24 protein-coding genes and 1 pseudogene are annotated in these 22,668 nt (G+C 73.4%); 7 read left to right on the top strand and 18 right to left on the bottom strand.

What is annotated here, in order from left to right; translation table 11 throughout:
- Positions 1-12: 12 nt before the first annotated feature.
- The 4 genes from G011_RS0127715 to G011_RS0127730 form a co-directional block, all read right to left on the bottom strand.
- Positions 13-657, bottom strand: coding sequence for a vitamin K epoxide reductase family protein (locus tag G011_RS0127715; protein ID WP_019611321.1), 645 nt, complete (start codon positions 655-657; stop codon positions 13-15).
- A complete protein-coding gene (locus G011_RS0127720) occupies positions 654-1,337 on the bottom strand; it encodes a thioredoxin domain-containing protein (protein ID WP_019611322.1) in 684 nt (227 codons plus the stop codon). Before G011_RS0127720 ends, G011_RS0127715 begins: the two co-directional genes overlap by 4 nt.
- A 124-nt stretch (positions 1,338-1,461) precedes the next feature.
- Complete coding sequence (locus tag G011_RS0127725) at positions 1,462-1,893, bottom strand: hypothetical protein (RefSeq protein WP_026338731.1); 432 nt, start codon at positions 1,891-1,893, stop codon at positions 1,462-1,464.
- A gap of 276 nt (positions 1,894-2,169) precedes the next feature.
- Positions 2,170-2,529: a helix-turn-helix transcriptional regulator gene (locus G011_RS0127730; RefSeq protein ID WP_013152750.1), complete on the bottom strand. Its 360-nt coding sequence runs from the start codon at positions 2,527-2,529 to the stop codon at positions 2,170-2,172.
- 87 nt (positions 2,530-2,616) lie between these two features.
- Here G011_RS0127730 and G011_RS0127735 point away from each other — a divergent pair, with 87 nt between their 5' ends.
- Positions 2,617-3,870: an MFS transporter gene (locus G011_RS0127735; protein WP_231391613.1), complete on the top strand. Its 1,254-nt coding sequence runs from the start codon at positions 2,617-2,619 to the stop codon at positions 3,868-3,870.
- A 66-nt stretch (positions 3,871-3,936) separates the two neighbouring features.
- On the opposite strand, the gene G011_RS0127740 is transcribed toward G011_RS0127735, so the two are convergent.
- The 3 genes from G011_RS0127740 to G011_RS0127750 form a co-directional block, all read right to left on the bottom strand.
- Entirely contained in the window at positions 3,937-5,127 is a 1,191-nt protein-coding gene (locus G011_RS0127740) for a DUF664 domain-containing protein (RefSeq protein ID WP_019611324.1), read from the bottom strand.
- Positions 5,128-5,307: 180 nt separating this feature from the next.
- On the bottom strand, positions 5,308-5,910 hold the full coding sequence (locus G011_RS0127745) for a helix-turn-helix domain-containing protein (RefSeq protein ID WP_019611325.1): 603 nt from the start codon (positions 5,908-5,910) through the stop codon (positions 5,308-5,310).
- Positions 5,911-6,003: 93 nt separating this feature from the next.
- Positions 6,004-7,044, bottom strand: a complete 1,041-nt coding sequence (locus G011_RS0127750) for a DUF6924 domain-containing protein (RefSeq protein ID WP_019611326.1) — start codon at positions 7,042-7,044, stop codon at positions 6,004-6,006.
- Between the two features lie 219 nt (positions 7,045-7,263).
- Here G011_RS0127750 and G011_RS0127755 point away from each other — a divergent pair, with 219 nt between their 5' ends.
- Positions 7,264-7,839 carry a snapalysin family zinc-dependent metalloprotease gene (locus tag G011_RS0127755; protein ID WP_019611327.1) on the top strand — a complete coding sequence of 192 codons (576 nt, stop codon included), beginning with the start codon at positions 7,264-7,266 and terminating at the stop codon, positions 7,837-7,839.
- A gap of 344 nt (positions 7,840-8,183) precedes the next feature.
- Here the strand turns inward: G011_RS0127755 and G011_RS0127760 are convergent, their stop codons facing one another.
- The 6 genes from G011_RS0127760 to G011_RS0127785 all read right to left on the bottom strand — a co-directional run bounded on the left by G011_RS0127760 (position 8,184) and on the right by G011_RS0127785 (position 14,481).
- Positions 8,184-9,059 (bottom strand): sulfite exporter TauE/SafE family protein, encoded by an 876-nt coding sequence (locus G011_RS0127760; protein ID WP_019611328.1) that lies wholly within the window; start codon positions 9,057-9,059, stop codon positions 8,184-8,186.
- A gap of 174 nt (positions 9,060-9,233) precedes the next feature.
- Positions 9,234-10,652: an MBL fold metallo-hydrolase gene (locus tag G011_RS0127765; protein ID WP_019611329.1), complete on the bottom strand. Its 1,419-nt coding sequence runs from the start codon at positions 10,650-10,652 to the stop codon at positions 9,234-9,236.
- Positions 10,653-10,752: 100 nt separating this feature from the next.
- Positions 10,753-11,316 carry a rhodanese-like domain-containing protein gene (locus tag G011_RS0127770; RefSeq protein ID WP_019611330.1) on the bottom strand — a complete coding sequence of 188 codons (564 nt, stop codon included), beginning with the start codon at positions 11,314-11,316 and terminating at the stop codon, positions 10,753-10,755.
- 228 nt (positions 11,317-11,544) lie between these two features.
- A complete protein-coding gene (locus G011_RS0127775) occupies positions 11,545-11,796 on the bottom strand; it encodes a metal-sensitive transcriptional regulator (protein WP_019611331.1) in 252 nt (83 codons plus the stop codon).
- Between the two features lie 213 nt (positions 11,797-12,009).
- Positions 12,010-12,801 (bottom strand): hypothetical protein, encoded by a 792-nt coding sequence (locus G011_RS0127780; protein ID WP_019611332.1) that lies wholly within the window; start codon positions 12,799-12,801, stop codon positions 12,010-12,012.
- A gap of 81 nt (positions 12,802-12,882) precedes the next feature.
- A complete protein-coding gene (locus G011_RS0127785; RefSeq protein WP_155979862.1) occupies positions 12,883-14,481 on the bottom strand; it encodes a hypothetical protein in 1,599 nt (532 codons plus the stop codon).
- A gap of 248 nt (positions 14,482-14,729) precedes the next feature.
- On the opposite strand from G011_RS0127785, the gene G011_RS0127790 reads away from it, so the two are divergent.
- Positions 14,730-15,161, top strand: coding sequence for an HIT family protein (locus G011_RS0127790; RefSeq protein WP_019611334.1), 432 nt, complete (start codon positions 14,730-14,732; stop codon positions 15,159-15,161).
- 21 nt (positions 15,162-15,182) lie between these two features.
- Here G011_RS0127790 and G011_RS0127795 read toward each other — a convergent pair whose 3' ends face one another.
- Positions 15,183-15,980, bottom strand: coding sequence for a helix-turn-helix transcriptional regulator (locus tag G011_RS0127795; RefSeq protein WP_019611335.1), 798 nt, complete (start codon positions 15,978-15,980; stop codon positions 15,183-15,185).
- 177 nt (positions 15,981-16,157) lie between these two features.
- Between G011_RS0127795 and G011_RS0127800 the strand changes: the two genes are divergently transcribed.
- A complete protein-coding gene (locus tag G011_RS0127800; RefSeq protein WP_019611336.1) occupies positions 16,158-16,724 on the top strand; it encodes a nuclear transport factor 2 family protein in 567 nt (188 codons plus the stop codon).
- 216 nt (positions 16,725-16,940) lie between these two features.
- On the opposite strand, the gene G011_RS0127805 is transcribed toward G011_RS0127800, so the two are convergent.
- The gene (locus G011_RS0127805; RefSeq protein ID WP_019611337.1) at positions 16,941-17,417 is read right to left on the bottom strand and encodes a MarR family winged helix-turn-helix transcriptional regulator; all 477 of its coding nucleotides are present in this window, start codon (positions 17,415-17,417) and stop codon (positions 16,941-16,943) included.
- A 218-nt stretch (positions 17,418-17,635) separates the two neighbouring features.
- Between G011_RS0127805 and G011_RS0127810 the strand changes: the two genes are divergently transcribed.
- A complete protein-coding gene (locus tag G011_RS0127810; protein WP_019611338.1) occupies positions 17,636-19,453 on the top strand; it encodes an NAD(P)/FAD-dependent oxidoreductase in 1,818 nt (605 codons plus the stop codon).
- Positions 19,454-19,619: 166 nt separating this feature from the next.
- Positions 19,620-20,660, top strand: a complete 1,041-nt coding sequence (locus G011_RS0127815) for an SMP-30/gluconolactonase/LRE family protein (RefSeq protein ID WP_026338735.1) — start codon at positions 19,620-19,622, stop codon at positions 20,658-20,660.
- A gap of 98 nt (positions 20,661-20,758) precedes the next feature.
- On the opposite strand, the gene G011_RS0127820 is transcribed toward G011_RS0127815, so the two are convergent.
- From G011_RS0127820 to G011_RS0127830, 3 genes are all read right to left on the bottom strand, one after another.
- The gene (locus G011_RS0127820; protein ID WP_019611340.1) at positions 20,759-21,169 is read right to left on the bottom strand and encodes a VOC family protein; all 411 of its coding nucleotides are present in this window, start codon (positions 21,167-21,169) and stop codon (positions 20,759-20,761) included.
- Positions 21,170-21,189: 20 nt separating this feature from the next.
- Positions 21,190-21,624 carry a helix-turn-helix transcriptional regulator gene (locus G011_RS0127825; protein ID WP_019611341.1) on the bottom strand — a complete coding sequence of 145 codons (435 nt, stop codon included), beginning with the start codon at positions 21,622-21,624 and terminating at the stop codon, positions 21,190-21,192.
- Between the two features lie 77 nt (positions 21,625-21,701).
- Complete coding sequence (locus tag G011_RS0127830) at positions 21,702-22,118, bottom strand: DUF2255 family protein (RefSeq protein WP_019611342.1); 417 nt, start codon at positions 22,116-22,118, stop codon at positions 21,702-21,704.
- Between the two features lie 323 nt (positions 22,119-22,441).
- On the opposite strand from G011_RS0127830, the pseudogene G011_RS0127835 reads away from it, so the two are divergent.
- A pseudogene (locus tag G011_RS0127835) lies at positions 22,442-22,668 on the top strand (IS110 family transposase); the annotation flags it as partial.

A 22,668-nucleotide genomic window follows, 5' to 3' on the forward strand; every position in this document is an offset into this window, starting at 1 on the left:
GGGAGGACGGGCTCACAGCAGCGTGGACCAGTAGGTCCAGAACGCCTGGGCGACCGCGCCGACGACCGCCAGCGCCCACACGGTGAGCACGACGGTGTGGTTGCGGGCCAGCAGGTCCAGGGGTCCGGCGGCCCACGCCGGTGCGGGCAGGTGCGCGGAGCGCACGTTGTGCAGGGTGACGTACCAGAAGAGGGGGATCGTCACCGCCCACACGACCACGCAGTACGGGCACAGCGCGCCGATGCGGTACAGGCTCTGGAAGATCAGCCAGTGCACGAAGACGGCGCCGAACACCACGCCCGCCTGGAGTCCGAGCCAGAACCAGCGGTCCAGGCGCGCCCCGGCGGCCAGCGCCGCGCCCACGGTGGTGACCACGGCGAAGCAGACCACGCCGATGACCGGGTTGGGCACGCCGAAGACCTCGGCCTGCGGGGTGGCCATGACGGTGCCGCAGGAGAGCACCGGGTTGAGGCTGCACGCGGGCACGTGCCCGGGGTCGGCCAGCACCCGGACCTTCTCCACCAGCAGGGCCAGGGCCGCGAGCAGCCCGGCGCCGCCGCCCAGGGTGAGCAGCCAGGGCAGGGCCCGGCTGATGACGGGTGTCGCGGCACCGGGCGGGGACGCCGAGGCGCGGCGGGGCGCGGTAGGAGTGTTCAACCCTCCAGCTCCCGGTCGATCATCGCCGAGAGCGTCTCGTAGCCGGGCATGCTGGGGGTGGGGCGGCCGTTGACGAAGATGGTCGGGGTGCCCCGCACGCCCAGGGCCACGCCGTCCCGGAAGTCGGACCGCACGCGCTCCAGCGTGGCGGGGTCCTCCGTCGCCCGGACGAACTCCTCCGTGTCCAGGCCCAGGTCCTCGGCGAAGCCGACGAACACCTCGGCCTCGGAGTCCTGGGACTCGCCCCACTCGGCCTGGGTCTCGTACATCCGGACGTACATCTGTTCCAGCGCGCCCTGCTGGGCGGCGGCCTCCACGGCCGCGGCGGCGGGCTCGGCGTTGGTGTGGCCGGGCATGGGGAAGTAGCGGATGACCGTGTTGATCCGCCCGTCGTAGTCCTCGCGGATCTGTTCCATGACGGGGAACTGGGCGCGGCAGGCCTCGCACTCGAAGTCGAGGAACTCCACGACCGTCACCGGCGCCTCCTCCACCCGGTCGAGGTGCCGGCTGTCCTCGCGGACCAGGAGTCCGGCCGGTGCGGTGGGTGCGGCCTGCGGGTCGGCGGAGCCGTCCGGGGCCGCGGGGGCGGAGCCGCCCCGGTCGTCGAGGGCGACGAGGAGGCCCAGTCCGATGACGGCGACCATGATCAGGCCGAGGGTGATGCCGAGGTTCTTGCTCATGTGGGTGTCCTGGGGTACGGGGCGCGGCGGAGCGCGCCCGGGGAAACGGTCACGGGGAGGGGCCGCGCGGGGCGCGGCTGGGCCCCCTCGCGCGGGGCGCGGGGAGGGGGCGGGTGACCGTGTCCTAGACCCGTTGGACGCAGAGCAGGGTCAGCAGCCCGTACCCGTGGGGGGCCAGGGGCGGACGGCTGACGGGGCGCGGGGCCGGTCCCGGCCGCGGGGCCAGCAGGAGCGCGAGGACCAGGGCGACGCCGAGCGCGACGAGGAACAGGGGCGGCGCGGTGGGCAGTCCGTGTCCCTCGGTGACCTCGCACGCGTGCGCGGTCTGCGGGGCCGGGGCCGCGTCGGTGACCGCGGCGGCCTCCCGGGGGCGCTCCGGGCAGTCGGCCGTCGCGACGGCAGTGGTAGCGCTGGACGCGGCGGCTGTGGCCGCGGGGGCGGCCTGGGCGACCGGGCCCGTGCTGTGGCACAGCGCGCACATGAAGCACATGAGCACCAGCGCGACCAGCGGCACCGCGAGGGTGCGCTGTCGCCGCGTGGAGGTGTGCCGGTCCATGCCAGGAACTGTAGCGCTGGTGTCGCCGGGGCCTTCGGCGGCCACGGGATAGGGGGAACCGCCGCGGGTCCTGACGGTGGGCCCCTGGCCCCGAAGCGCCTCCCGCGAGCAGGACTCCGGCAGGCGCGAACCGCTCGTCGGACTTCCCCCGGGTCGGGGCGTGGACCTCGCGTCCGCCTCGGCCCCGCGGCGGCGCGGACGCCCCGGGACGGTCTGCCGGACCGGGCTCTGCCCTCCGGCCCCGCTCTGGGCGGGTGCGGCCTGCGCCAGGCGGTGTCAGTCATGGAAGGGCTCGCCCGTCACGACGTGGTCGGCGTGGTTGAGCGCCTCCAGCACCAGGCGGCGCAGGTGGCCGTCGCGCAGCTGGTAGATGGCGTGCCGGGACTCCTTGCGGAACTCCACCAGACCGGCCAGGCGCAGTTTGGCCAGGTGCTGGGAGACGGCGGTGCGCGACGCTCCGCAGGCCTCGGTCAGCTGGCCCACGTCCGCCTCGCCCCCGGCCAGGGTCCACAGCAGGTGCAGCCGGGTGGGGTCGGCCAGCAGGGCGAACACGCTCGCGGCCACGGCGAGCCGCTCGGGTTCGGGCGGAGCCGGGTGCACGCGGCTGGGGACGGCCTGCTCGTCGCTGGTGCGCATGTGCGCAGTCTAGGGCCCGGAGGAGGGAGGACCCCGCGGAATATGACATCATGTGCGTACTTGCGCACACATATGGTGCGCTTGGTCGTGCTCTTCCTTCTTCTCCGGGTGGTGGTCGTGGTGTGGCGGGTGCTGACGGGCTTCGCTTCCTACCGCAGGTTGTTCTACGCCCAGGTCGTGGCACTGGCGGGCACCGGGCTGGCCACGGTCGCCCTGGCGCTGCTGGCCTACGAGCTGGCTCCGGGTCGGGCGGGACAGGTGGTGGCCACCGCCCTGACCGTCAAGATGCTCGCCTACGTGGGCGCGGGGCCGCTGCTGACCGCGGCCCTGGCCCGGGCCCCGCGCAAGGCGGTGCTGGTGGGCTCGGACGTGGTGCGCGCCCTGGCGGTGGCCTGTCTGCCGTTCGTGGACCAGGTCTGGCAGGTGTACGCGCTCATCGCCGTGCTCCAGTGCGCCTCGGCGACCTTCACCCCCACCTTCCAGGCGGTCATCCCCGAACTGGTGGACGACCGCGGCTACACCTCGGCGCTGGCCCTGTCGCGGCTGGCCTATGACCTGGAGGCGCTGGCCTCGCCGCTGCTGGCCGCTCTCGTGCTGCTCGCGGTCCCCTTCGACGGCCTGTTCGCGCTGACCGCGCTCGGCTTCGCCGCCTCCGCCGCCCTGGTGGCCACCACGGCCCTGCCCGCCCCGACGCCCGAGTCGCGGAGTCCCCGCCGGGCCGCGGCGAGCTGGCGGGCCTTCGGCACCGACCGGCGCCTGCTGGCGCTGACGGCGTTGAACACGGCGGTGGCCGTGGTCACCGCCCTGGTCCTGGTCGACACCGTCGTCCTCGTCCGCTCCCACCTGGGCGGCGGCGACACCGCCGTGGCGTTGGTGCTGGCCTGCTTCGGCAGCGGTTCCATGGCGGTGGCGCTGGCCCTGGGGGCGCTGGTGGAGCGGTTCGGCACGCGCGCGCTCATGCTCACCGGTCCCGGCGTCCTCACGGCGGGAGCGGCGGCCCTGGCGCTGGGCTGGGCCCTGGCACCGGGACCGCTGGTGCTCGGCGCGGGATGGGCGGTGCTGGGCGCGGGGTGCGCGCTGGTGTCCGCGCCCACGGGGCGGCTGCTGCGCGAGGCCGCTCCCGAGGGCGCGCTGGCGGGGGTCTTCGCCGCCCAGTTCTCGCTCTCCCACGCCTGCTTCCTGCTCACCTACCCGCTGGCCGGGTGGGCCGGGGGCCTGGAACCGGTCCTGGTGCTGGGCGGCGCCGGGGTGCTCACGGGCGCGTGCGCCCTGGCGGCGGCGGGCCTGTGGCGCCCCGGCGCGGTCACCGCGGATCCCTCCCCCGCGGCCGAGGACCGCTGACGCCCCCGCCGCCCCGGCTCCGCCCGTGAGGCGGCGGGAGGGGCGCGGGGGACGTCGCGGCGGCGCTCAGCGGCCGGTCCTGCCGTCCACCAGTTCGCGGAGGATGTCCAGGTGCCCGGCGTGGCGGCCGGTCTCCTCGATCATGTGCACGAGCGCCCACCGCATCGACGGGGCGGATCCGTTCCGGCGCCCCGCGTGCGCGGGCCCGCCGAGGTCGTCGCAGTCGGCTATGGCACGGTCGGCGGCGGCCACGGCCGCGCGGTATCCCTCCAGAACGCCCGCCGTGGTCTCGCCGGTGCCGGCGTGGAACGTGGCCTGCCAGTCGCTGACCTCCTCGCCGAGGAAGAGGGCGCGCTCGACATGGGCCAGGTGCTTGACCAGGCCGAGCAGGTTCGTGCCGGACGCGACGCCCGGAGTGCGCACGTGCTGCTCCGGCGCGCCGTCCAGCTTGGCGAGGACGCTCTCGCGCAGGTAGGCCAGGAACCCCGTGAGGACCTCCTTCTCCGCGGACCCCGTCCTGGGCGGGGGCTGGTCGCGTCGGCGCGAGGGTGTCTCGGCCGTCCTGGTGGAACCCTTCGGCGTCGCCCCCGTGCGGCGCCGGGCCACCACCACGTTGTCGCTCACCCGTGCGCTGCGGCCGTCGGGGCCCTGGGCCAGCCGCGAACGCCGCTCGCACACGAGGCCGGTCCAGTCCGCGCCCAGGTCCAGCGACCGCCACAGCTCCTCGGGGGCGGGGAAGTCGTCGCGCTGTTCCCAGGACCAGGGCGCACTGGACGCGTGGTCGATCACGACCAGCAGCCCGCCCCCGCCCACCGACCGCGAGACCCGGCGCAGCACGGCGTCACGGTCGATGTCCACCGGGGTGTGGAAGTAGTTCGCGTAGACCAGGTCCCACGGTCCGGCGTCGGGCACCGACAGCGCCAGGTCGTGGCGCCGCGTGGTGAGGCGGTCCCCCACCCCGGCCCGGCGGGCCCGCTCGCCCAGCACGGCCAGGGCGTGTTCCGCGACGTCGACGGCCGTGACGTCCCATCCCCGGCCCGCCAGCCACAGGGCGTCCCCGCCCCGGCCGCAGGCGAGTTCGAGGGCGCGGCGCGCGTCCGCCCCGCACTCCGGTTCCGGCGGTGGCACCAGGGCCAGTTCCCCGGCGAGGCGGGCGAAGGCCGCGTTGGGGCCGGGCGGCGGCGTCGAGGGGTCCTCACCCCGGTAGTGGGGTTCCCAGAACTCCCGGCTGGGCGAGGTGTCCTTGTCTGTCTCCATGGACGCCAGTGTTCGCGCCGCCGGGGCCGCCGGGCCAGCTCTCGTGCAGAACTGCAAAAGCACGTGCGCGCGGCGCGCCCCCGGTGCTCCTGGTCCTCTCCCCCGGCGGCCGCGCCTCCGGCGTGCCGGTCGCGGAGCCGCCGCGAGCGGGCGCCCGACCGCTCCGCGCACCCGTCCCCCTCAGGTCCCGTGCAGGTGGACGCGTTCGCCCTGGGTGCCGAAGATCGCGATGGTCTCCGCCGGTTCGTGCTCGGCCGGGTTGCCGATCCAGTGCGGGATCCGGGTGTCGAACTCGGCCGCCTCCCCCGCGCCCAGCAGCAGGTCCTGCTCGGCGCCCAGGACCAGCCGGACGGTCCCCGAGAGCACGTAGAACCACTCGTGTCCTTCGTGTGTGCGCAGCTCGGGCGGCGGCAGTGTCCGCACCGGCGGGTAGAGGACCTTGTACGCCTGGACCCCGCCCGCGCGCCGGGTGAGCGGGACGAACGTCAGGCCGAAGCGGCGTACCGGGTGCAGGTGCACCCGCGGGTCGCCCACCCTGGGCGCGTCCACCAGTTCGTCGATGGGCACCCGGTACACGCGCGAGAGCGGGAGCAGCTGGCCCAGGGTCGGCTGCACCCGCCCGGTCTCCAGACGCGACAGCGTGCTCGGGGTGACCCCCGTGCGCTCCGACAGCTCGGCGAGGGTCAGCCGCGCGCGGTTGCGCAGGCGCCGCAGCCGCGCGCCCACGGCGCGCAGCACCTCGGCGTCGCCCTCGTCGGCACGGTGGTTCCCACTCTCATCCATATCCGCAAACTACCGCGCGGCGGCCCGCGCGCACCACGGCCGCTCCGGCTCCGCCCTTCCGTGCCCGGCCGGGCGGAGCCCCGCCTTCACGGGTCACCACCACCCGTGCATGCGGGCCTTCTCCTCCACGTCCATGTAGTCCTCGACGTCCTGGTTGGCGATGGCCAGGTTGACCAGCATGATCCCGGCCTTCTCGGGGACGAGCCGGAAGGTGCGCCCCACGTGCTCCTCCAGCGGGACGACCAGGAGCCGGTGCTCCGGATCGCTCATGGCGGCCCGGTCCGCCACCAGCAGGGCGTCCGCGACGCCCTCGTCGGAGTCCTCCGGATCGGCGCGTACCAGCGACATCAGCTGCTCGGGGGTGGCGCCCTCGAACACCGGGTCGTCCACGACCCCGACGTAGTCACCGAAGTCGTCGATCGGATTCCCGTAGCCCGGCCCCGGACGGTACACGGTGTCCAGGAGCGCGGTCCAGGCGGCCTCGTCGGTGAAGTCGGTGCGCACGAGCAGGCCGTCGTTGACGTGGGTGAGCGGGGGCAGGGGCCGGGCCGGGGGCTCGTAGCGGGGCGGGACGTCCAGGGCCTCCAGGTGGGCGCCCACGGGGTCGGGGAGGCCGGACTCCCAGTCCTCCACCGTCTCGTCCTCCTCGGTCTCCCATTCGGGTTCGGCCGGGGCCCACTCCTCGAAGTCGTCCAGGACCGTGTCCAGGTCCTGGCAGTGCATCACCAGGTAGGTCAGGGCCGCCTGGCGGGGCGTGATCCGGAACATCTCCCCGCCGGTGCCGCGGAACGCCAGCAACGGGCGCGGACCGGCGTTGGCCGCGGTCCTGTCGTTGGCGAGCAGGACCACGTCCGGGACCCACGCCCCGTCCCGGTCCAGGGCCTCACCCACCTCCTCGGGGTTGGCGCCCCGCCAGGCGGGGTCGTCCACCACGACCAGGCGCCGGGGAACGGGGGCCTCCGACGCCGCGGAGGTCTCGTGGCCGGGGCCGGGCACTACCAGACCGGGCAGCTCGCCCATCCGGGAGAGCACGTCCTCCCAGGCATCGTCATCGTGGTCGGTGCGCAGGAGCAGCATCCCGGACACGTGCGACGCGTCGTCGGCGGGCGGCAGGGGCAGGGCGGGACGGTCCATCAGGGGGTACCTCGCGGTGGTCGTGGCGTACGGATTCCTCCGTTTTATCGGAGGTCTGCGACAGAACGGCGCCCTCTCCCCCAGGGGCCCCGGACCGGTACGCGGTGCCTCAATTAGGCGCTCCGCACATCTTGTGGCGGCACACCGCTACACATAGCATCGACCCGACCCCACCGGGTCACCAAGCAACATCAGCACCCTCACCCCCGGGAGACCCCCATGCTGAGACGCGTCCTCTTGCCCGTCCTGATCGCCCTGAGCGCCCTCGCGCTGACACTGGTGGGCACCGCGCCGGCCACCGCCGCGCCCGCGGAGCAGAGCCAGCCGCTGCGCCAGACCGTCCTGTACTACGACGCCAGCCGGGCCGCGGAGTACACCTCCGCCGTCGCCTCGGCCGTGAACGTGTGGAACTCCAGCGTCAGCAACGTGCGCCTGGAACCGGCCTCCGCCGGACGGCGCGCCGAGATCCGGATCGTCGCCGACGACGGCTGGCCCCGCGCCCACCTGGGCCCGGTGCGCCCGGGCGGACAGGTCACCGTCTGGATGGGCCGCCAGGGCACCGCCCAGGGCTACGACGCGGTGCGCATCGCCGCGCACGAACTCGGCCACAGCCTGGGCCTGCCCGACGTCAAGCCCGGCCCGTGCTCGTCGCTGATGTCGGGATCCACCGGCGGCGTGAACTGCACCAGCCGTTACCCCAACGCCTCCGAGCGCTCGCGGGTGGAGGCCAACTACGGCAGCGGCCTGAGCGGCCAGCGCGCCGCCGACGGACAGCTCCTGGTCGACCGCTTCTGAGCCGACCGCGCCCGCGCGGGCGCCCCGGCTCCGAACCCGACGGCCCCGGGCGCCGGTCCGCTCCGGCGGGCCGACGCCCGAGTCGTCGCACACCCCGTCGCGCCCGGACGGGACCGGCCCTCGCGGGCACGGGGGCCCGCCCGCCGGGGCCGCCGCCAACCGCGCGGCCGTCCGCCTCCGCACGGGGCCGCCGCGCCTCCGGCGGAGGGCGGGGTCGTCCCGCGCGGCCGGAAAAGGGCCCCCTCCGGACCGAACCGGGCGTATCCGCCTCGGCCATCCCGCGCGCGGCCGGAAAAGGGGTTCGGGGACTGCTTCCCGCCGGCCATCCGCACCGGTCATCCCGCTCATCCCGCGCGCGGCCGGAGGAGGGGGACCAGAGGACAGCGGTCACCGATCAGGCGGCACACCAGGGCCAGGGCCGCCAGACCCGCCGCCACGGCGACCAGGACCGCGCCGAGGGGGTCGAAGAGCCCCTGGATCAGCACGAACACCCCCGTGAGCAGCACGAAGCCGCCGAACCCCTTGCGCAGGGCGGCTTCGGGCACGCGGGAGGTCAGGCGCACCCCGACGAGTGAACCGGCCACCGCGAGCGCGCTGACCGCGCCGAGCAGGGCCCAGTCCGGGCTCACGGCGGTCAGGTAACCGGTGAGTCCGGCGAAGGACTTCATGCCGATCACGAGCAGGGAGGTGCCCACGGCGGCCGGCATGGCCAGTCCGCCCAGCAGCACCAGGGCGGGCACGACGAGGAACCCTCCTCCGGCGCCGACCAGCCCGGTGACCGCGCCGATCACCACCCCGTCGAGGACGACGCGTCCCAGCGGCGGCGCCACGGCGGCCGACCCCCGGCCGGGGATCGCGCTCCCGCCCCGGAGCATGGCCAGGGCGGTCGCGACCATCATGAGGGCGAAGGCGGTCATCAACAGGGCGCCCGGGACGTGCGCCCCCACCACGCCGCCCACGAAGGCCCCCGCCATCCCGGCGGCTCCGAACACCAACCCGGTACGCCAGCGCACGTTTCCCGCACGTGCGTGCGCGAGCGCGCCGACGAGCGAGGTGAGTCCCACGACGAACAGGGACGCGGCGATGGCCTCCTTGGGCTCCATGCCCGCGACGTAGGTCAGCAGCGGCACCATCAGGATGGAACCGCCTCCGCCGAGCAGTCCGAGCGCGAGCCCCACCACCGCGGCGAGGCCCAGGGCGAGGACGATCTGAAACTCCATGTTGACTCCGCTTCCGTGGCTCGCCGCCGCGGACGCGGGCGGCCGATGACTCGGGGATGGTGGGGCGCGGGGGCGGTCCGGACGACGCGGAGGCCGTCCGGACGGCGCGGGGGCGGCTCCCGCCCACGCGCGCTCCGCTGCGGGGGCGGCGGGAGCGCGGCCCCGCCGTGTGCCTCAGTCGACACCAGCGCGCACCGGCGCGTCCCGGTCCCGCCTCCAGTCCTCCCAGGCGCCGTAACCCCGATCGAGTTCGACGACGTCGTATCCCGCTCGGCGCAGAGCCGAGGCCGCCACGGAACTGCGGGCGCCCGACTGGCAGTAGCTCACGATGGTGCCGTCGGTCGGCAGCGCGTCGAGGTTCCACAGCACACGGCCCGCGCTGAGCTGCCGCGAACCGGGGATGTGCCCCTCGGCGTGCTCGCCCCTGGTGCGCACGTCCAGCAGGAGCGCGGCACCGGCCTGTTCGAGTTCCTCGGGGGTGACGCGCGGCGGCACGGTCCTCGGCAGGCCCTCCGTGCTGGTCGTGTAACCGGACACGCGGTCGATGCCGACCCGCAACAGGTGGTCGCGCACCCGGCGGGCGGTGTCCCCGTCCTCGGCGAGCAGCACCAGGGGGCGGGTTTCGGACTCGGGGTCGTGGGCCCAGGCCCCGAAGGTCGCGGCCTTCTCCGGGCCCGGGATGTTCAGCGCCCCCGCCACGGTGCCCCGGTGGACCTCGACGTGGGGCCGGGTGTCGACGAGGACGCTCCCGCCCTCGTTCAGGGACCTGCCGACCTCCTCGTCGGAGAGCGCGGGCGGCGGGGCGAGGCGGCCCAGGACCCGGGGCCCCTCCCTGTTCTGGCGCTTCATCCGCGCGAAGTAGGCGTGGGCGTCGGGCTGTCCGTCGAGCAGTTCCGCGACGAAGCCCTCCATGTCGTCGGCGCGCAGGTAGGGACCCCACCAGGCGTTGAGCCGCTCGTATCCGACCGTGGTGGCCGGAAGAGCGCCGAGGGCCTTGCCGCAGGCGCTGCCCGCCCCGTGCCCGGGAAGGACCTGGACGTGGTCCGGCAGGTTCAGGAACACCCGGCGCAGGCTCTCGAAGAGCTGGCGGGCGCCCTCGAACCGGGTGCCGCTCCCCCCGGCGGCCTCGTCGAGCAGGTCGGGACGGCCCAGGTCGCCGGCGAAGACGAAGTCACCCGAGAGCAGGTAGCCGGGGTCGCGGCTGAACGCCCCGTCCGTCACCAGGAAGGAGAGGTGCTCGGGCGTGTGCCCGGGGGTGTGGCTCGCGCGGACCGTGATGTTGCCGACGGTGATGGCGTCACCGTCGAGCAGCCGTTCGGCGTCGAATCCGTACTGCCAGTCCCGGCCGCCCTCGCCGGAGACGTACGCGGTGGCGCCGGTGGCCGCGGCGAGTTCACGGGCGCCGGAGAGGTAGTCGGCGTGGATGTGGGTCTCGGTCACGGCGACGATGCGCATGCCGTGTGCGCGGGCCAGTCCGAGGTAGTCGTCGATGTCGCGGCGGGCGTCGACCACGACGGCCTCTCCGCTGGCCTGACAGCCGACGAAGTAGCCGGCCTGGGCGAGGTCGTCGTCGTAGAGGCGTTCCAGCAGCATGCTCTGCTCCTTGTCCGGTGGGTGCTGTGTGGTGTGTCAGACCTGGTCAGATACTGGGGGGAGTATCCAGAGGGCAGAAGGCGGCCCTGTTCGCGCGCGCTCATCGACCAGCGCCGATGCGGGTCAGGGAGTCCTCGATGTCGACCTCCTCACTCGGCCGGTTGCAGGGAAGGCGGGACAGGGCCATGCCCATGGCGCAGGTGTCGGTGACGGCGGCGAAGACCAGCCCCGCACCGACGACACCGGCGACCGCCACCGCCGGGAACCACATCAGGGAGGCGAGCACCGAGCCCAGGACGATGCCGCCTGCCACCAGTCGGACCTGGCGTTCCAGCGCCCATCTCTCGCGGCCGCGCTCCAGGGGCGCCCCCTGCGCCTCCCAGGCGTTCATGCCGCCCTCCAGCACGACCGTGTCGCCCAGGCCCGCCCCCGCCAACGTGTTCCGGCACCGCCCGGCCCGCTTGCCGGAGCGGCAGACCAGGACGAGGCGGCCGCCCGCGCCGGCGACGATGCGCTCCAGGTGGGCGTCCACCTGCTCCAGCGGCAGGTTGACGGCCCCCGGGATGTGTGAGCCCTCGTATTCGGCGGGGGTGCGCACGTCGACGATCAGGGCGCGGGGGTCGGTTTCGAGCAGTACGCGCACGTCGATGCCGTGGTCACTCATGTGTTTCCTTCCTTCGGTGGTGTGGAAGTGGATCTGGATACACCCGGGGGTATCCAGTGGACGGACCGGGACTCCGGACGCGCGGGAACACGGACTATCCGATATCCGCCCCCACATACTGGGGGGAGTATCCAGAAGTCAGGGAGACGCTCCGGTCGAGGCCGGAGGGGGACTCCGCGCGAAAGGCGGCGCGCGGGCGCCCGACACCCGGCCGGCGCCCACGAACCCTCAGGCCAGGGCCAGGAACAGCTTCTCCAGCTCCTCCTCGGTGAGCTCGGGCTCCTCGCCCCGCTCGCGTGCGGTGTTGCAGTGCCGCATGCCGCTCGCGACGATCTTGAACCCCGCCCGGTCCAGGGCCCGGGAGACCGCGGCCAGCTGCTGAAGGACGGCGGCGCAGTCCTCCCCCGCCTCCATCATCGAGATGACACCGGAGAGCTGGCCCTGCGCGCGCTTGAGTCGCGTGATGGCGTCGCCCACCATTTCAGGCTTCATCTGGTCTCCTTCCGCCCGTGCCCCCACCATACCCCCGGGTGTATCCGCGCGGCCAGTCGCGTAGGTCACACCGGCACCAGGAGCCCGTCCGTGGTTCGGCTTCTCGCACCGCCTTCCCCGATAGGACGCCCCGGAGGCGGGACCGCCCGAGTCCATGGCAGCCGGGGGCGCCCTGCCGGATCCGGTGTCGGGCACCCCGATTCACAGGGCCCAGGGCAGCCGTACCGCCTCGATCCCGGTGTCGCCCAGGAGGGCCTCGACGAGCGGTGCGGGACCGGCCACCTTGGTCGCCCACAGGTCGTAGTCCGCGCAGACGACCCACGAGCGGTCCCGGGCCCAGAGGTTGGACGGGCTGAAATCCACCCCGGGGAGGTCGTACAGGACCTCGGCGTCAGCGAGTCGGCCGGTCCGGACGTGCAGGTCGTCGAAGTCGACGGTGTCGAGCATCAACGGACTGTGGTAGCTCAGACAGCGGGTGTCCGCTCCGGCCGGGCTGTGCCGGACGAGGACGTCGACCAGCCGGTTCCAGCTCTCCCGGTCCGGGCTGCCCTCGGTGGGCGGGATGACACCGAGCGGCCAACTGCCCTCCCTCCTCACCGAGGGGAAACAGCGGTGGGAGGGCAGCGACCCCTCAGGCACCAGCGGATCACCGGTCCGGTGAGCCAGCTCCTCCCAGCGCAGACGCCGCCAGCCGGGGCCCGGGTGCCCGGTCCGCCCCACCCCGCCTCCGGTGACGGTGCCCACCCGGGTGAGGTCGACGCCCCCGACGATCTCGGGCGCGATGCTCCCGTCCGCCAGCCGGGCCCTGTGGTGGTCGTCGTACGTCACGCCGGAGGGGCCTCGTTCGTGTTCGTACATGGCGTGGAGGACCCAGGCCGCGTCCGGCAGCGGAGACGGCATGAACCCGGTGAGACCGTCATCGCCGGTCAACTCCGACAGCCAGCGGGTCTCCTCCGACGACACGACCGGCCAGCGCGCGGCTGCCTCCGACATCTCCCCTTGGCTTCCTCTCCCGTGACCGGCACCGCTTCAGGACGGGTGACGACACGGATCCGGGCCGTGGTCACCCGGGCATCAGGCCCTCCCGGGGCCGGGGTCCGTTCGCCGCAGAAGCGCCGTCATCCCTTCCCTGGTCGTGGTGTGCGGCTCCTCCGTCTCAGCCAGACGGAGCACGGACACCGCCTCCGCGGGCAAGGGCCCGTCCGGCCACCCTTCCAGAGCCGCGGTCGCCGCCGAACGCACCCTTGTGCAACGGTTGCGCAGGCCGACACGGATGAGCGGCCAGCCCGATCCCGGGAACCGGGCGACGCAGCGCAGGAGGCCCTCCAGGACACGATCGTTCTCGTACCCGGGCCCCACCGACGACACCTCGGACGGCCCTGTCGCCAACTCGTCCATCGGCAACAGGACCCCTGCGAGTTCCACGAGCTCGTTCACACGCCCGGGGTTCGCCCAACGGAAGGCCCAGTGCCAGGCGAAGGAATCCTGCGGTGCGGCGCGCAGGCGCCGGAGGACGTCATCGAACGGTCGCATCCCCATGCGGTTGGCCGCCGCGAGCGCGACACCAAAATCCCTCCCCTCCGGCTCGGCCAGGCGTGCACGGACCTGCGCTCCCCATTCGGGGCGCTCCAGCACACGGGCGAACCGTCGACCGAGTTCGGCGACCCTGTCGGCCACGTGCTCCAGTTCCTCGGGGCGGCCACTCAGGTGGTCGCGGATCACCACCAGGTCGGTGAGACGCCCCAGGGTGGCAGGGGCGGTGTCGATCAGTTCGGCGTAGCGCTCCAACGCGGCCAGCGCGTCCGGGTAGTCGGCCAGTCCTTCGGCCGGGCCGCCCTCGGGAACGGCCATGGCGCTGAGGATGCCGCCCGCCCCGTCGAGCAGTTCCTCGTCCGCTTCCCCCCGCGTTCCGTCACCGGTCAGGGCTTCCAGCAGCCCGCCGTTCACGGCGGCGAAGCGGGCGAGGTACTCGTTCATGACCCCGTTACGGAATCCCTCACGCAGCAACCATGCCCGTATGGCGGGGTCAGCGGTGCCCTCCAGACGCTTCACCGCATGGATGCGGCCCCACCCCGTGGCCCGTCGGGCGAGACGGAACAGGTCCGGCTCGGGGTCGGGTACGGCACGCCGCAGCGCGACGGCAGCGTAGAGGGAGAACTCGTCCAGCGACCCGAGCAGGACGAGGAGGTCTCGTTCGCGCTCGTCCGCGCACAGTCCCAGCAGTGCGAGCGCGATCTTGACGGCGTCGCGGTGGGTGCCGTGCTCGACCGTCCACCGGGCGAGCTCCCGTGTGCGGCGATGGGACACCTTGCGTGCGGTGAGCGGTTCGAGGAGGTGGTCGACGACCGTCAAGGCGTCGGTGTCGGCGAGCGCGTCGTGGAAGAGCTGCGCGGCGGCGATGTCGGGAGGTCCCTCGACGGTCCGGGAGACGAGCTCGGCCAGGCTGTCGGCCCGTTCCGTGTCCGCGTCGGTCCCGAAGTGGTGGGTGCGGATGCCGTCGAGGACGACGCTGCTCATCACGTCGTTGGCCCAGTTGGGGGGATCGTCGGGAAACGGGCGGCCGTCGTCCGGCCAGGGAAGTTCGCCGTGCTCGGCGAGAAGGGAGGTGATGTGTCGAAGAAAAGTGGATCGTCCGTCCGCGGGATCGCCGAGGGTCCACTCGGAAGGGCTCAAAGGCCCGGGCGGAGGCCGCCCTTCCATGCGATGTGCGTGATCATGACGGCAAGAGTGGCCTGTTTCGCTCTCAGGCGCAAGTCCGCGACCTCGCCCACGAACGCGGAGAAGACCGCTGCGCGAGGCGCCGGGGCTTCGGTGACTGTTCGTGGCGGGTCCTTCGCCGGTTCCGGACGCCCCACCGGGTCCTGACCCCCACACTGTGAGGAACCGTCTGTTCCCACCCGTGCTGGAAAGGCCTTCCACCCTTGCCGACCCTCTTCTCCAAGATCATCGCCGGCGACCTCCCCGGACACTTCGTGTGGAAGGACCCCGAGGTCGTGGCCTTCCTGTCCATCGCCCCGCTCCGGCCGGGCCACACCCTGGTCGTCCCCCGAACGGAGGTCGACCACTGGACCGATGCCGACCCCGCCCTTCTGACCAGGTGCATGGAAGTGGCCCAGGCCGTCGGCCAGGGCGTTCGCGCCGCCTGGAACGCGCCCCGCGCCGGGCTGCTCGTCGCGGGCTTCGAGGTGCCGCACATGCACGTCCACGTGGCCCCCGTCTGGGGCATGTCCGACTTCGACCTCAGCGGCGTCGAGACGGAGACGGACCACAGCGTCCTCGACCGCTCGGCCGAGCGGCTGCGTACCGCCCTCCGGGAACTGGGGTTCGACCACGCCGTCGCGCCCAGGGACTGACGCCCCTCACGGCGCGGAGGGCTACTCCTCGCCGTGAGGCGTGTAGAGCATGATCCAGTGGTCCCGCTCGGGGTCGTGGAGCACCTCGATCTCGAAGCGGGACCACCCCTGGGTCGGGTGGCGCATCTGTTTGACCGCGGACCTCGAAACGCCGACCTCACCCTCCTCCCAGTGGTCGCGAAAGCTCTGGCTGGTCGCGGTGAGCTCGGCGAGCAGGGCGCGGAGGTAGGCGTCGCCGGGGTACCGGCTCAGCGCCGTCCGGAGTTCGGCGGCCGCCACCCGCAGGAACCGGTCCGCGCCCTCGCCCCCGAGCAGCTGCGCGAGCACGTCGGTCGTGAAGGCCTGGTAGGCGATGTTGCGCTCGAACGGACCGCCGCCGGTCAGGGACCCCAGCAGCTCCTGCGCGGCCTTGTTGCGGGCGAGGAGGTCGAGCCGCCCGTCGTGCACGGTGACCGGCATCGTCTCGTCCAGGCCGCGCAGCAGACGCAGCAGCCCGGGGCGGATGACCGAGGAGGGGGAGGCCGGTTCGGGCGGGGGCTCGCCCCCCAGCCGGAAGAGGTGGTCGCGTTCGGCGTCCGAGAGCCCGAACGCCCGGGCCAGCGAGGAGAGGATCTCACGTGAGGGGCGGGGCGCCCGGCCCTGTTCCAGGCGCGTGTAGTACTCCACCGAGATACCCGCGATGTCGGAGACCTCCTGGCGGCGAAGCCCCGGAACCCGCCGACGGGACACCCGCACACCGCCCCGGGGCTCCGGAGGGCTCATCGCGGCCCTGCGCCGCCGCAGGTACTCCCCGAACTCGGTCCGATCGCTGCTCGACATACCCCCCATTGTCCCCGCCCCGTGCCCCGTGCCGTCGAGCGAGCCTGGTCCTGCCGGTACCACCCTCGACGCGGTCTTCCTCCCCCGCCCGGCGCCCCGGATCATCGAGAGCACACCGCACCGGGCGGGCCGGGTCCGCCCGGAACGCGCGGCGGAACACGACGATCGGAGACCCTCATGCACGACCAGAAGCTGACCCCCGCCGCCCCCGCCACCCACGCCGGACTCGCCGTCGCCCGGGAGTTCATCCGCGCCGTCGAGGCCAAGGACATCGACGCCGTGACCCGGACCCTGGCCGAGGACGCGCGGCAGTTGTTCATGCACGCCCGGGGCGCCACGACCCCCGAAGGCGTCACGGACATCATCGAGGGGCGCACACGGGGCCTGTGCGTCGCGGACGTCAAGGGCAGGAGCGAGGTCCTGGCCTACACGGGCGCGCTGTTCGACAAGTTCGCCCCGCTGCGGTGGCGCGACCACGCGTGGCGCGTCTCGCCCGACGGCCGCCAGCTCTTCTTCCACGGCGTCGGCGACATGGTCGTCGCGCGCACGGGCCAGCCCTACCGCAACACCTACGTGACGCGGTTCGACGTCGAGGACGGCCGGATCGTCCTCATGGCCGAGTACGGGAACGCGCTCATGTACGCCGGTCTGGGCGTGCGCCCGAACGGGGCCGAGTTCCGGGCCCTGCTGCGCGCGGTCGGACGCATGGTCTCGCCACGGCTGTCCGCCCGGTCGGGCCGGTAACCCTCCAACCCCGCCCTGAACGGGCGGGGCGCGCCCCCCGTGCGGTCCTGGCCAGTGTCCCGTAGCCGCCCCGGCCGGGCCCGTCCCCGCCATCGACATCGGCTGCGGCACCGGCCGGACCACCCGATCGGACGCCCGGCGCACGGGGCCGCCGCCGCGCTTCGCCGCTCCGGGGTCGGTGGCGCGTCCGCCGACCGGCTCGCCCGGCGGGCGGGGTCAGTCCGTTGCGCCCAGCCGGGAGATCTCCTTGCTCACCGCGCGAAACCCCTGTTCGAGGGCGCGCAGGTCCTCCATGGGCAGGCCCATGAGGATGTCGTCGCGAAAGGGCCGCGCCACCATCAGCCGCCGCACGACCGAGGCGCCCAGGGGTGTGGCGCGGAGGCGGCGGACGCGCTGGTCGTCGGGGTCGGCCGAGCGCTCGGCTACGCCGTGGGCCACGAGCCGGTCGAGCACGCCCGACATCGACGCCATGGAGACGCCGAACGACTCCGACAGCCCCCTGCCCGTCGCGCCCTCCTTGGTGGTGACCAGGACCATGAGCACCCTGAGCTGCTGGATGGTGAGGTCCATCGACAGCAGGTTCTGCAGGAGGGCGGCCATCACGGTCTCCTCCATCATCCCGTTCAGGGCCTGGATCTCGCGCACGATGCGTTCGCGTTCGTGTTCGCCCTGTTCGGTCGCCTGTTGCCGCATAGCCGCCATGATAGAGCGCCGCGACGGGCGCCCCCCGACCCCAAATACTTAGCCTGATGCTAAGCTTTTGGCGCACGGTTCAACGACACCGCCGCCGCATCGGGATGGCAGCCGCCCGGATCCCGTTCCACGCTCCCGTGAGCACCACGGCCATCCCCCGCGCGAGCCCGGCGCCGCGTCCGCGTCGCGATGTGACGGCAACGAAGTGAGGACGGCACATGGGCACAGCCTCCGACACGACCGCCGACACCGACGACCGCACCGAGGAGATCGACCTCGACGCGCTGCGGGCCAGGTACGCCCGCGAGCGCGACCGCCGCGTCCGCCCCGACGGCGCCGGCCAGTACCGCTCGGCCGCGGGCGAGTTCGGCTACTACGCCAAGGACCCCTACACCCCCTGGACCGAACGCGAACCGCTGACCGACACCGTGGAGGTGCTCGTGATCGGCGGCGGCTTCGGCGGCCTGACCACCGGCGCGCGGCTGCGCCAGGCGGGCGTGGAGTCGATCCGGATGATGGACGAGGCGGGTGACTTCGGCGGGACCTGGTACTGGAACCGCTACCCGGGCATCCACTGCGACATCGAGTCCTACTCCTACATGCCCCTGCTGGAGGAGGTCGGCTACGTTCCGAAGTGGCGCTACGCCCCCGGCGAGGAGATCCGCCGCCACGCCGTGGCCGTCGCCGAGACCTTCGGGCTGTACCGCGACGCGCTGTTCCACACCCGCGCCACCGCGCTGACCTGGGACGAGGACGCTGACGAGTGGGTGGTGGAGACCGACCGCGGCGACCGGATGCGCGCGCGGTTCGTCATCACCTCCTCGGGCACGCTCACCCAGCCCAAGCTGCCGGGCATCCCGGGGATCGACACCTTCAGGGGCCACACCTTCCACACGAGTCGCTGGGACTACGGCTACACCGGCGGCGACCAGAACGGCGGCCTCACCGGCCTCGCCGACAAGAGGGTCGCGGTCGTGGGCACCGGCGCGACCGGCGTGCAGGTCATCCCGCACCTGGGCCGCGACGCCCGGCACCTGTACGTGTTCCAGCGCACCCCCTCCTCGGTGGACGTGCGCGACAACCGCCCCACCGACCCGGAGTGGGCGGCCTCCCTCAAGCCCGGCTGGCAGCGCGAGCGCATGGAGAACTTCCTGGCGATCGTCTCCGGCGAGCGGGTCGAGACCGACCTGACCCGCGACGGCTGGACCTCCACCGCCCGGCTCCAGCGCAAGATGATCTCCGGCGCACTGGACACCAGCGTCCCGGCCGAGGAGCGCGAGCGGATCGACGAACTCGTGGACGCCCGCAAGATGAACCAGATCCGGGCGCGCGTGGACGAGGTCGTGGACGACCCGGCCACGGCCGAGCTGCTCAAACCCTGGTACCGCTACATGTGCAAGCGGCCCTGCTTCAGCGACCACTACCTCCAGACCTTCAACCGGCCCGACGTCACCCTGGTGGACACCGCCGACCACGGCGGCGTCACCCGCATGACCGAGGACGCGATCGTGGTCGGGGACACCGAGTACCCCGTGGACTGCGTCGTCTTCGCCACCGGGTTCGACGTGGGCGTGTCCGGGGTGATGTCGGGAACGCTGCCGGTGCGCGGGCGCGGCGGGCGCGACCTGCTGGGCTCCTGGAGCCGCGGGCCCAGCACGCTGCACGGCTTCTACAGCAACGGGTTCCCGAACCTGTTCCACCTGGGCGCGCTCCAGAACGCCAACTCGGTCAACTTCGCGCACATCCTGCTGGAGCAGGCCGAGCACATCGCCGCCGTCGTCGCCGAGGCCCGCAAGACCGGAGCCCCGGTGGTCGAGCCCTCCCAGGAGGCCGCCGACGCGTGGGGGCGGACCGTCCGGGAGAGCGCGCACGACAACTCGGCGTTCCAGGCCGAGTGCACGCCCGGCTACTACAACCGCGAGGGCGCGGGCGTGCACGGCGGGTTCTCCTACAGCCCCGGCCCCGTGGCCTTCCACCGGCTGCTGGCCGACTGGCGCGGGAGCCGCATGCACGAGGTCCTGGACGCGCGGTCCTAGCCGGCCCGGCCGCCCCGGCCGGGACGCCTCCGTGGGCGCCCCTTCCTGAGCGCCCACCCTCCAGGGCGTGTTCGGCGCATGTCCGCCTCGCCGCGCGGCGGGGCGGACGTGCGCCGAACACGCTCCCGGCCCCCAGACACCTGATCCCAGACCCCGAGGGAACCGTATGGAACAGCACTGCCCCAGGCCGCGACGAACGGTGGCCGCCCGCGCACTCGCCGCACTGGCCCTGACCGGCGCGGCGGCCGGATGCGCCGCCCCCGCCGCCACCGGCGAGGACGGCCAGGACGGCGGAACCGAGCGCACCGCCGACCTCCTGGTCCAGGTGACCTCCGTCCACGAGGAGACGGGGATGACCCTGCTCGAAGGCCCGACCTTCGACGCCGACGGGCGCCTGCTCGTCGTGGACGTCACCGCCCCCGCCGGGGAGCCCAAGGTGCTCCGGGTGGACACCGCGACCCGGGAGGTGTCCCCGGTGTTCACCGACGAGACCGGCGCCTACACCTCGGCGCAGTTCAGTCCGCACGACGACCGGCTCTACCTGACCGACTTCGCCGGAGGCAGGATCGACAGCATCACTCCCGAGGGCGGGGACCACACCACGTTCTTCTCCGGGGAGGTCGACGGAGCGCCGATGAACCCGGACGACCTGGCCTTCGACGAGGCCGGGAACATGTACGTCAGCGACTCGGCCGGGTTCGACGGCCCGGCGTGGGAGGCCCGGGGCAGGGTCGTGCGCGTCGACCGCGACACCGCGGAGGCGACCGTCCTGGCCGAGGAGCTGCCCGCGCCCAACGGCATCTCGTTCACCGCGGACTTCTCGGGGCTGTGGGTCGGCCAGTACGGCGCCAACCGCGTCGACCACTACGCGCTGAACGAGGACGGCACCGAGGTGGAGACCTCCCACGCGGCCCTGTACTTCGACGGCGGCACGAGCCGGATCGACTCCATCGCGGTGGACGCCGACGGCAACCTCTACCAGGCCGTCCACGGCCAGCCGCGCGTCTTCGTGTACAGCCCGCTCGGTGAGCACCTGGCGACGGTCGGCGTCCCCGACGACGCCGCCGAGGGGCTGTACTCGGCCACCAACGTGGCCATCGCGCCGGGGACGACCGACGCCTACATGACCGTCAGCGGGGACGACGGCGGGTTCGTCTACTCCTTCGACGCGCTCGCCGAGGGGATCCGCCAGTCCAACGGCGGCTGACCGTCCGCCCCTGCGGGAGAGGGGTCGGAACCGGTCGCGCGGCCCGGCCGGTACCGGCCGGGCCGCAGGGTCGTACGGGGGTCCGTACGACCCTGCGTTCAGACGGTCTGGTTGACGCGCACGAGGTTGCCGGACGGATCGCGGAAGGCGCAGTCGCGGACCCCGTAGTCCTGGTCGATGGGTTCCTGGACCACGTCCGCCCCGGCGGCCTCCAGGCGCTGGAAGAGGCCGTCGAGGTCGTCGGTGGCCAGGGTGATCGCGGTGTAGGTGCCCTTGGCCATCAGCTCCAGGACGGTGCGGCGCTCGTCCTCGGTGACGCCGGGGTCGACGGCGGGCGGGTGCAGCACGATGGAGGTCGCGGGCCGTCCGACCGGCCCGACGGTGATCCAGCGCATGTCCTCGTAGCCGACGTCGTTGCGGACCTCGAACCCGAGGAGGTCGCGGTAGAAGCCCAGGGCGGCCTCGGCGTCGGTGTGCGGCAGGAAGGCGTGGTGAATGGTGATGTCCATGCCCCCAACGCTAGGTCCGGCTACGGGGAGCGCGCTTCTTGATTCCTGACCGGTCTGGTCACCTGTTTGGCCAGGCAGGGCGGGATACCCGCCGCCGCACGCGAGTGGTCGCGGCGGTAGACGCTCGGCGGCACGCCGACCAGCTCGGTGAACCTCGTGCTGAACGTGCCCAGCGAGGACGAGCCCACCGCGAAGCAGACCTCGGTGACGCTGAGGTCCCCGCGCCGCAGCAGCGTCATCGCCCGTTCGATCCGCCGGGTCATCAGGTACGAGTACGGCGACTCACCGTAGACGCGGCGGAACTCCCTGCTCAGGTGTCCGGCCGACATGTGCGCCCCGCGGGCCAGTGCCTCGACGTTGAGGGGCTGGGCGTACTCGCGGTCGATCCTGTCGCGGACACGGCGGATGGCGGCGATGTCGCGCAACCGCTGTTCCTGTGCGTCCCTGTCGGCCATGGACGCCATCATCCCACGCCGCGCCCGGGGCGGACCGGTTGTGCACGGGGCGGGGGCGCCGCACCCGGACGCGGCCCTCAGCAGCCCGCGTGCCGTTGGGAGCCGGACCGGCGGCAGTCGGGGTAGGGCACGAGACGGAGGGTCGTGGCTGCCGCCTCGGGGCTGGTGATGGCCCTGAGGCGGCTGGTGGCGTAGTGGCCGTACTTGGCGCGGTAGGCGGCGTCGATCCGGTCGTTGAGGCCGGGGTCGGCGTCGACGAAGACCACGTTCCTGGCGACCCGGCCGACCCGGACGCGGCCCTTGGGGCGCACCCGGGTGCTCCGGTACCAGTCGGAGACGCGTCCGCTCAGCGAGCGGACGTAGAGGTCGTCGCCGTCACGCACGACCCAGACGCGCCCGCGGCTGTCCGGTCTACCGTCGACGCGCAGGGGCGCGAGCCGCAGCTCCTCCGCGTCCGTGATCCTGGCGAGCTCCTCGCTCGTCCACGTCGTCATCGGGTGCTTTCCTCTTCTCGGGTCGGGTGTCGTGAGCCCGCCGTGTCCCGCACGGCCGCGACCACGGCGGTCGGGTCCGGCCGCGGCGGATCCGCACGCGGACACCTCGGGTGCGAAGGCGAACGGGCCCGCGCGGGGGTCGGGGTCGTCCGTCTGTTCTCCGGTCCGGGAGCGGGGGCCGCGGGCTCCCCCGGCGGCTCCGGGCGCGCTAGACGGTATGTAGGGAGGGTTCGCTGAAGGGCCGGGACCCCGCTCACACGTTGCCGTGGGTTGCCGACCAGGCAGAACCTGGACGGTAGTGCCTACATGTGTGGGAGGTCCCGGTGTCTTTCGAGCCTACGACCGTGGGACTGGACGTGCACGCCCGCTCCACCACCGCGTGCGCGATCCACGACCCCACCGGCGAAATCACCACCACCAAACTCACCAGCGACCACGCCCAGATCTTGAACTGGCTTCATACCCTGCCCGGCCTGGTCCGGGCCGTCTACGAGGCCGGGCCCACCGGTTTCGCCCTGGCCCGCACCTTGAACGACGCTGGCATCGACTG

The sequence above is a fragment of the Nocardiopsis sp. CNS-639 genome, from assembly GCF_000381685.1.
GTDB classification, from domain to species: Bacteria; Actinomycetota; Actinomycetes; order Streptosporangiales; family Streptosporangiaceae; genus Nocardiopsis; species Nocardiopsis dassonvillei.

Bases quoted from the DNA above. Each gene is read 5' to 3' on its own strand.
- G011_RS0127720 (WP_019611322.1), bottom strand. From the start codon at position 1,337: ATGAGCAAGAACCTCGGCATCACCCTCGGCCTGATCATGGTCGCCGTC.
- G011_RS0127725 (WP_026338731.1), bottom strand. From the start codon at position 1,893: ATGGACCGGCACACCTCCACGCGGCGACAGCGCACCCTCGCGGTGCCG.
- G011_RS0127730 (WP_013152750.1), bottom strand. From the start codon at position 2,529: ATGCGCACCAGCGACGAGCAGGCCGTCCCCAGCCGCGTGCACCCGGCT.
- G011_RS0127740 (WP_019611324.1), bottom strand. From the start codon at position 5,127: ATGGAGACAGACAAGGACACCTCGCCCAGCCGGGAGTTCTGGGAACCC.
- G011_RS0127745 (WP_019611325.1), bottom strand. From the start codon at position 5,910: ATGGATGAGAGTGGGAACCACCGTGCCGACGAGGGCGACGCCGAGGTG.
- G011_RS0127750 (WP_019611326.1), bottom strand. From the start codon at position 7,044: ATGGACCGTCCCGCCCTGCCCCTGCCGCCCGCCGACGACGCGTCGCAC.
- G011_RS0127755 (WP_019611327.1), top strand. From the start codon at position 7,264: ATGCTGAGACGCGTCCTCTTGCCCGTCCTGATCGCCCTGAGCGCCCTC.
- G011_RS0127760 (WP_019611328.1), bottom strand. From the start codon at position 9,059: ATGGAGTTTCAGATCGTCCTCGCCCTGGGCCTCGCCGCGGTGGTGGGG.
- G011_RS0127765 (WP_019611329.1), bottom strand. From the start codon at position 10,652: ATGCTGCTGGAACGCCTCTACGACGACGACCTCGCCCAGGCCGGCTAC.
- G011_RS0127770 (WP_019611330.1), bottom strand. From the start codon at position 11,316: ATGAGTGACCACGGCATCGACGTGCGCGTACTGCTCGAAACCGACCCC.
- G011_RS0127775 (WP_019611331.1), bottom strand. From the start codon at position 11,796: ATGGTGGGCGACGCCATCACGCGACTCAAGCGCGCGCAGGGCCAGCTC.
- G011_RS0127780 (WP_019611332.1), bottom strand. From the start codon at position 12,801: ATGTCGGAGGCAGCCGCGCGCTGGCCGGTCGTGTCGTCGGAGGAGACC.
- G011_RS0127795 (WP_019611335.1), bottom strand. From the start codon at position 15,980: ATGTCGAGCAGCGATCGGACCGAGTTCGGGGAGTACCTGCGGCGGCGC.
- G011_RS0127800 (WP_019611336.1), top strand. From the start codon at position 16,158: ATGCACGACCAGAAGCTGACCCCCGCCGCCCCCGCCACCCACGCCGGA.
- G011_RS0127805 (WP_019611337.1), bottom strand. From the start codon at position 17,417: ATGCGGCAACAGGCGACCGAACAGGGCGAACACGAACGCGAACGCATC.
- G011_RS0127810 (WP_019611338.1), top strand. From the start codon at position 17,636: ATGGGCACAGCCTCCGACACGACCGCCGACACCGACGACCGCACCGAG.
- G011_RS0127815 (WP_026338735.1), top strand. From the start codon at position 19,620: ATGGAACAGCACTGCCCCAGGCCGCGACGAACGGTGGCCGCCCGCGCA.
- G011_RS0127820 (WP_019611340.1), bottom strand. From the start codon at position 21,169: ATGGACATCACCATTCACCACGCCTTCCTGCCGCACACCGACGCCGAG.
- G011_RS0127825 (WP_019611341.1), bottom strand. From the start codon at position 21,624: ATGGCCGACAGGGACGCACAGGAACAGCGGTTGCGCGACATCGCCGCC.
- G011_RS0127830 (WP_019611342.1), bottom strand. From the start codon at position 22,118: ATGACGACGTGGACGAGCGAGGAGCTCGCCAGGATCACGGACGCGGAG.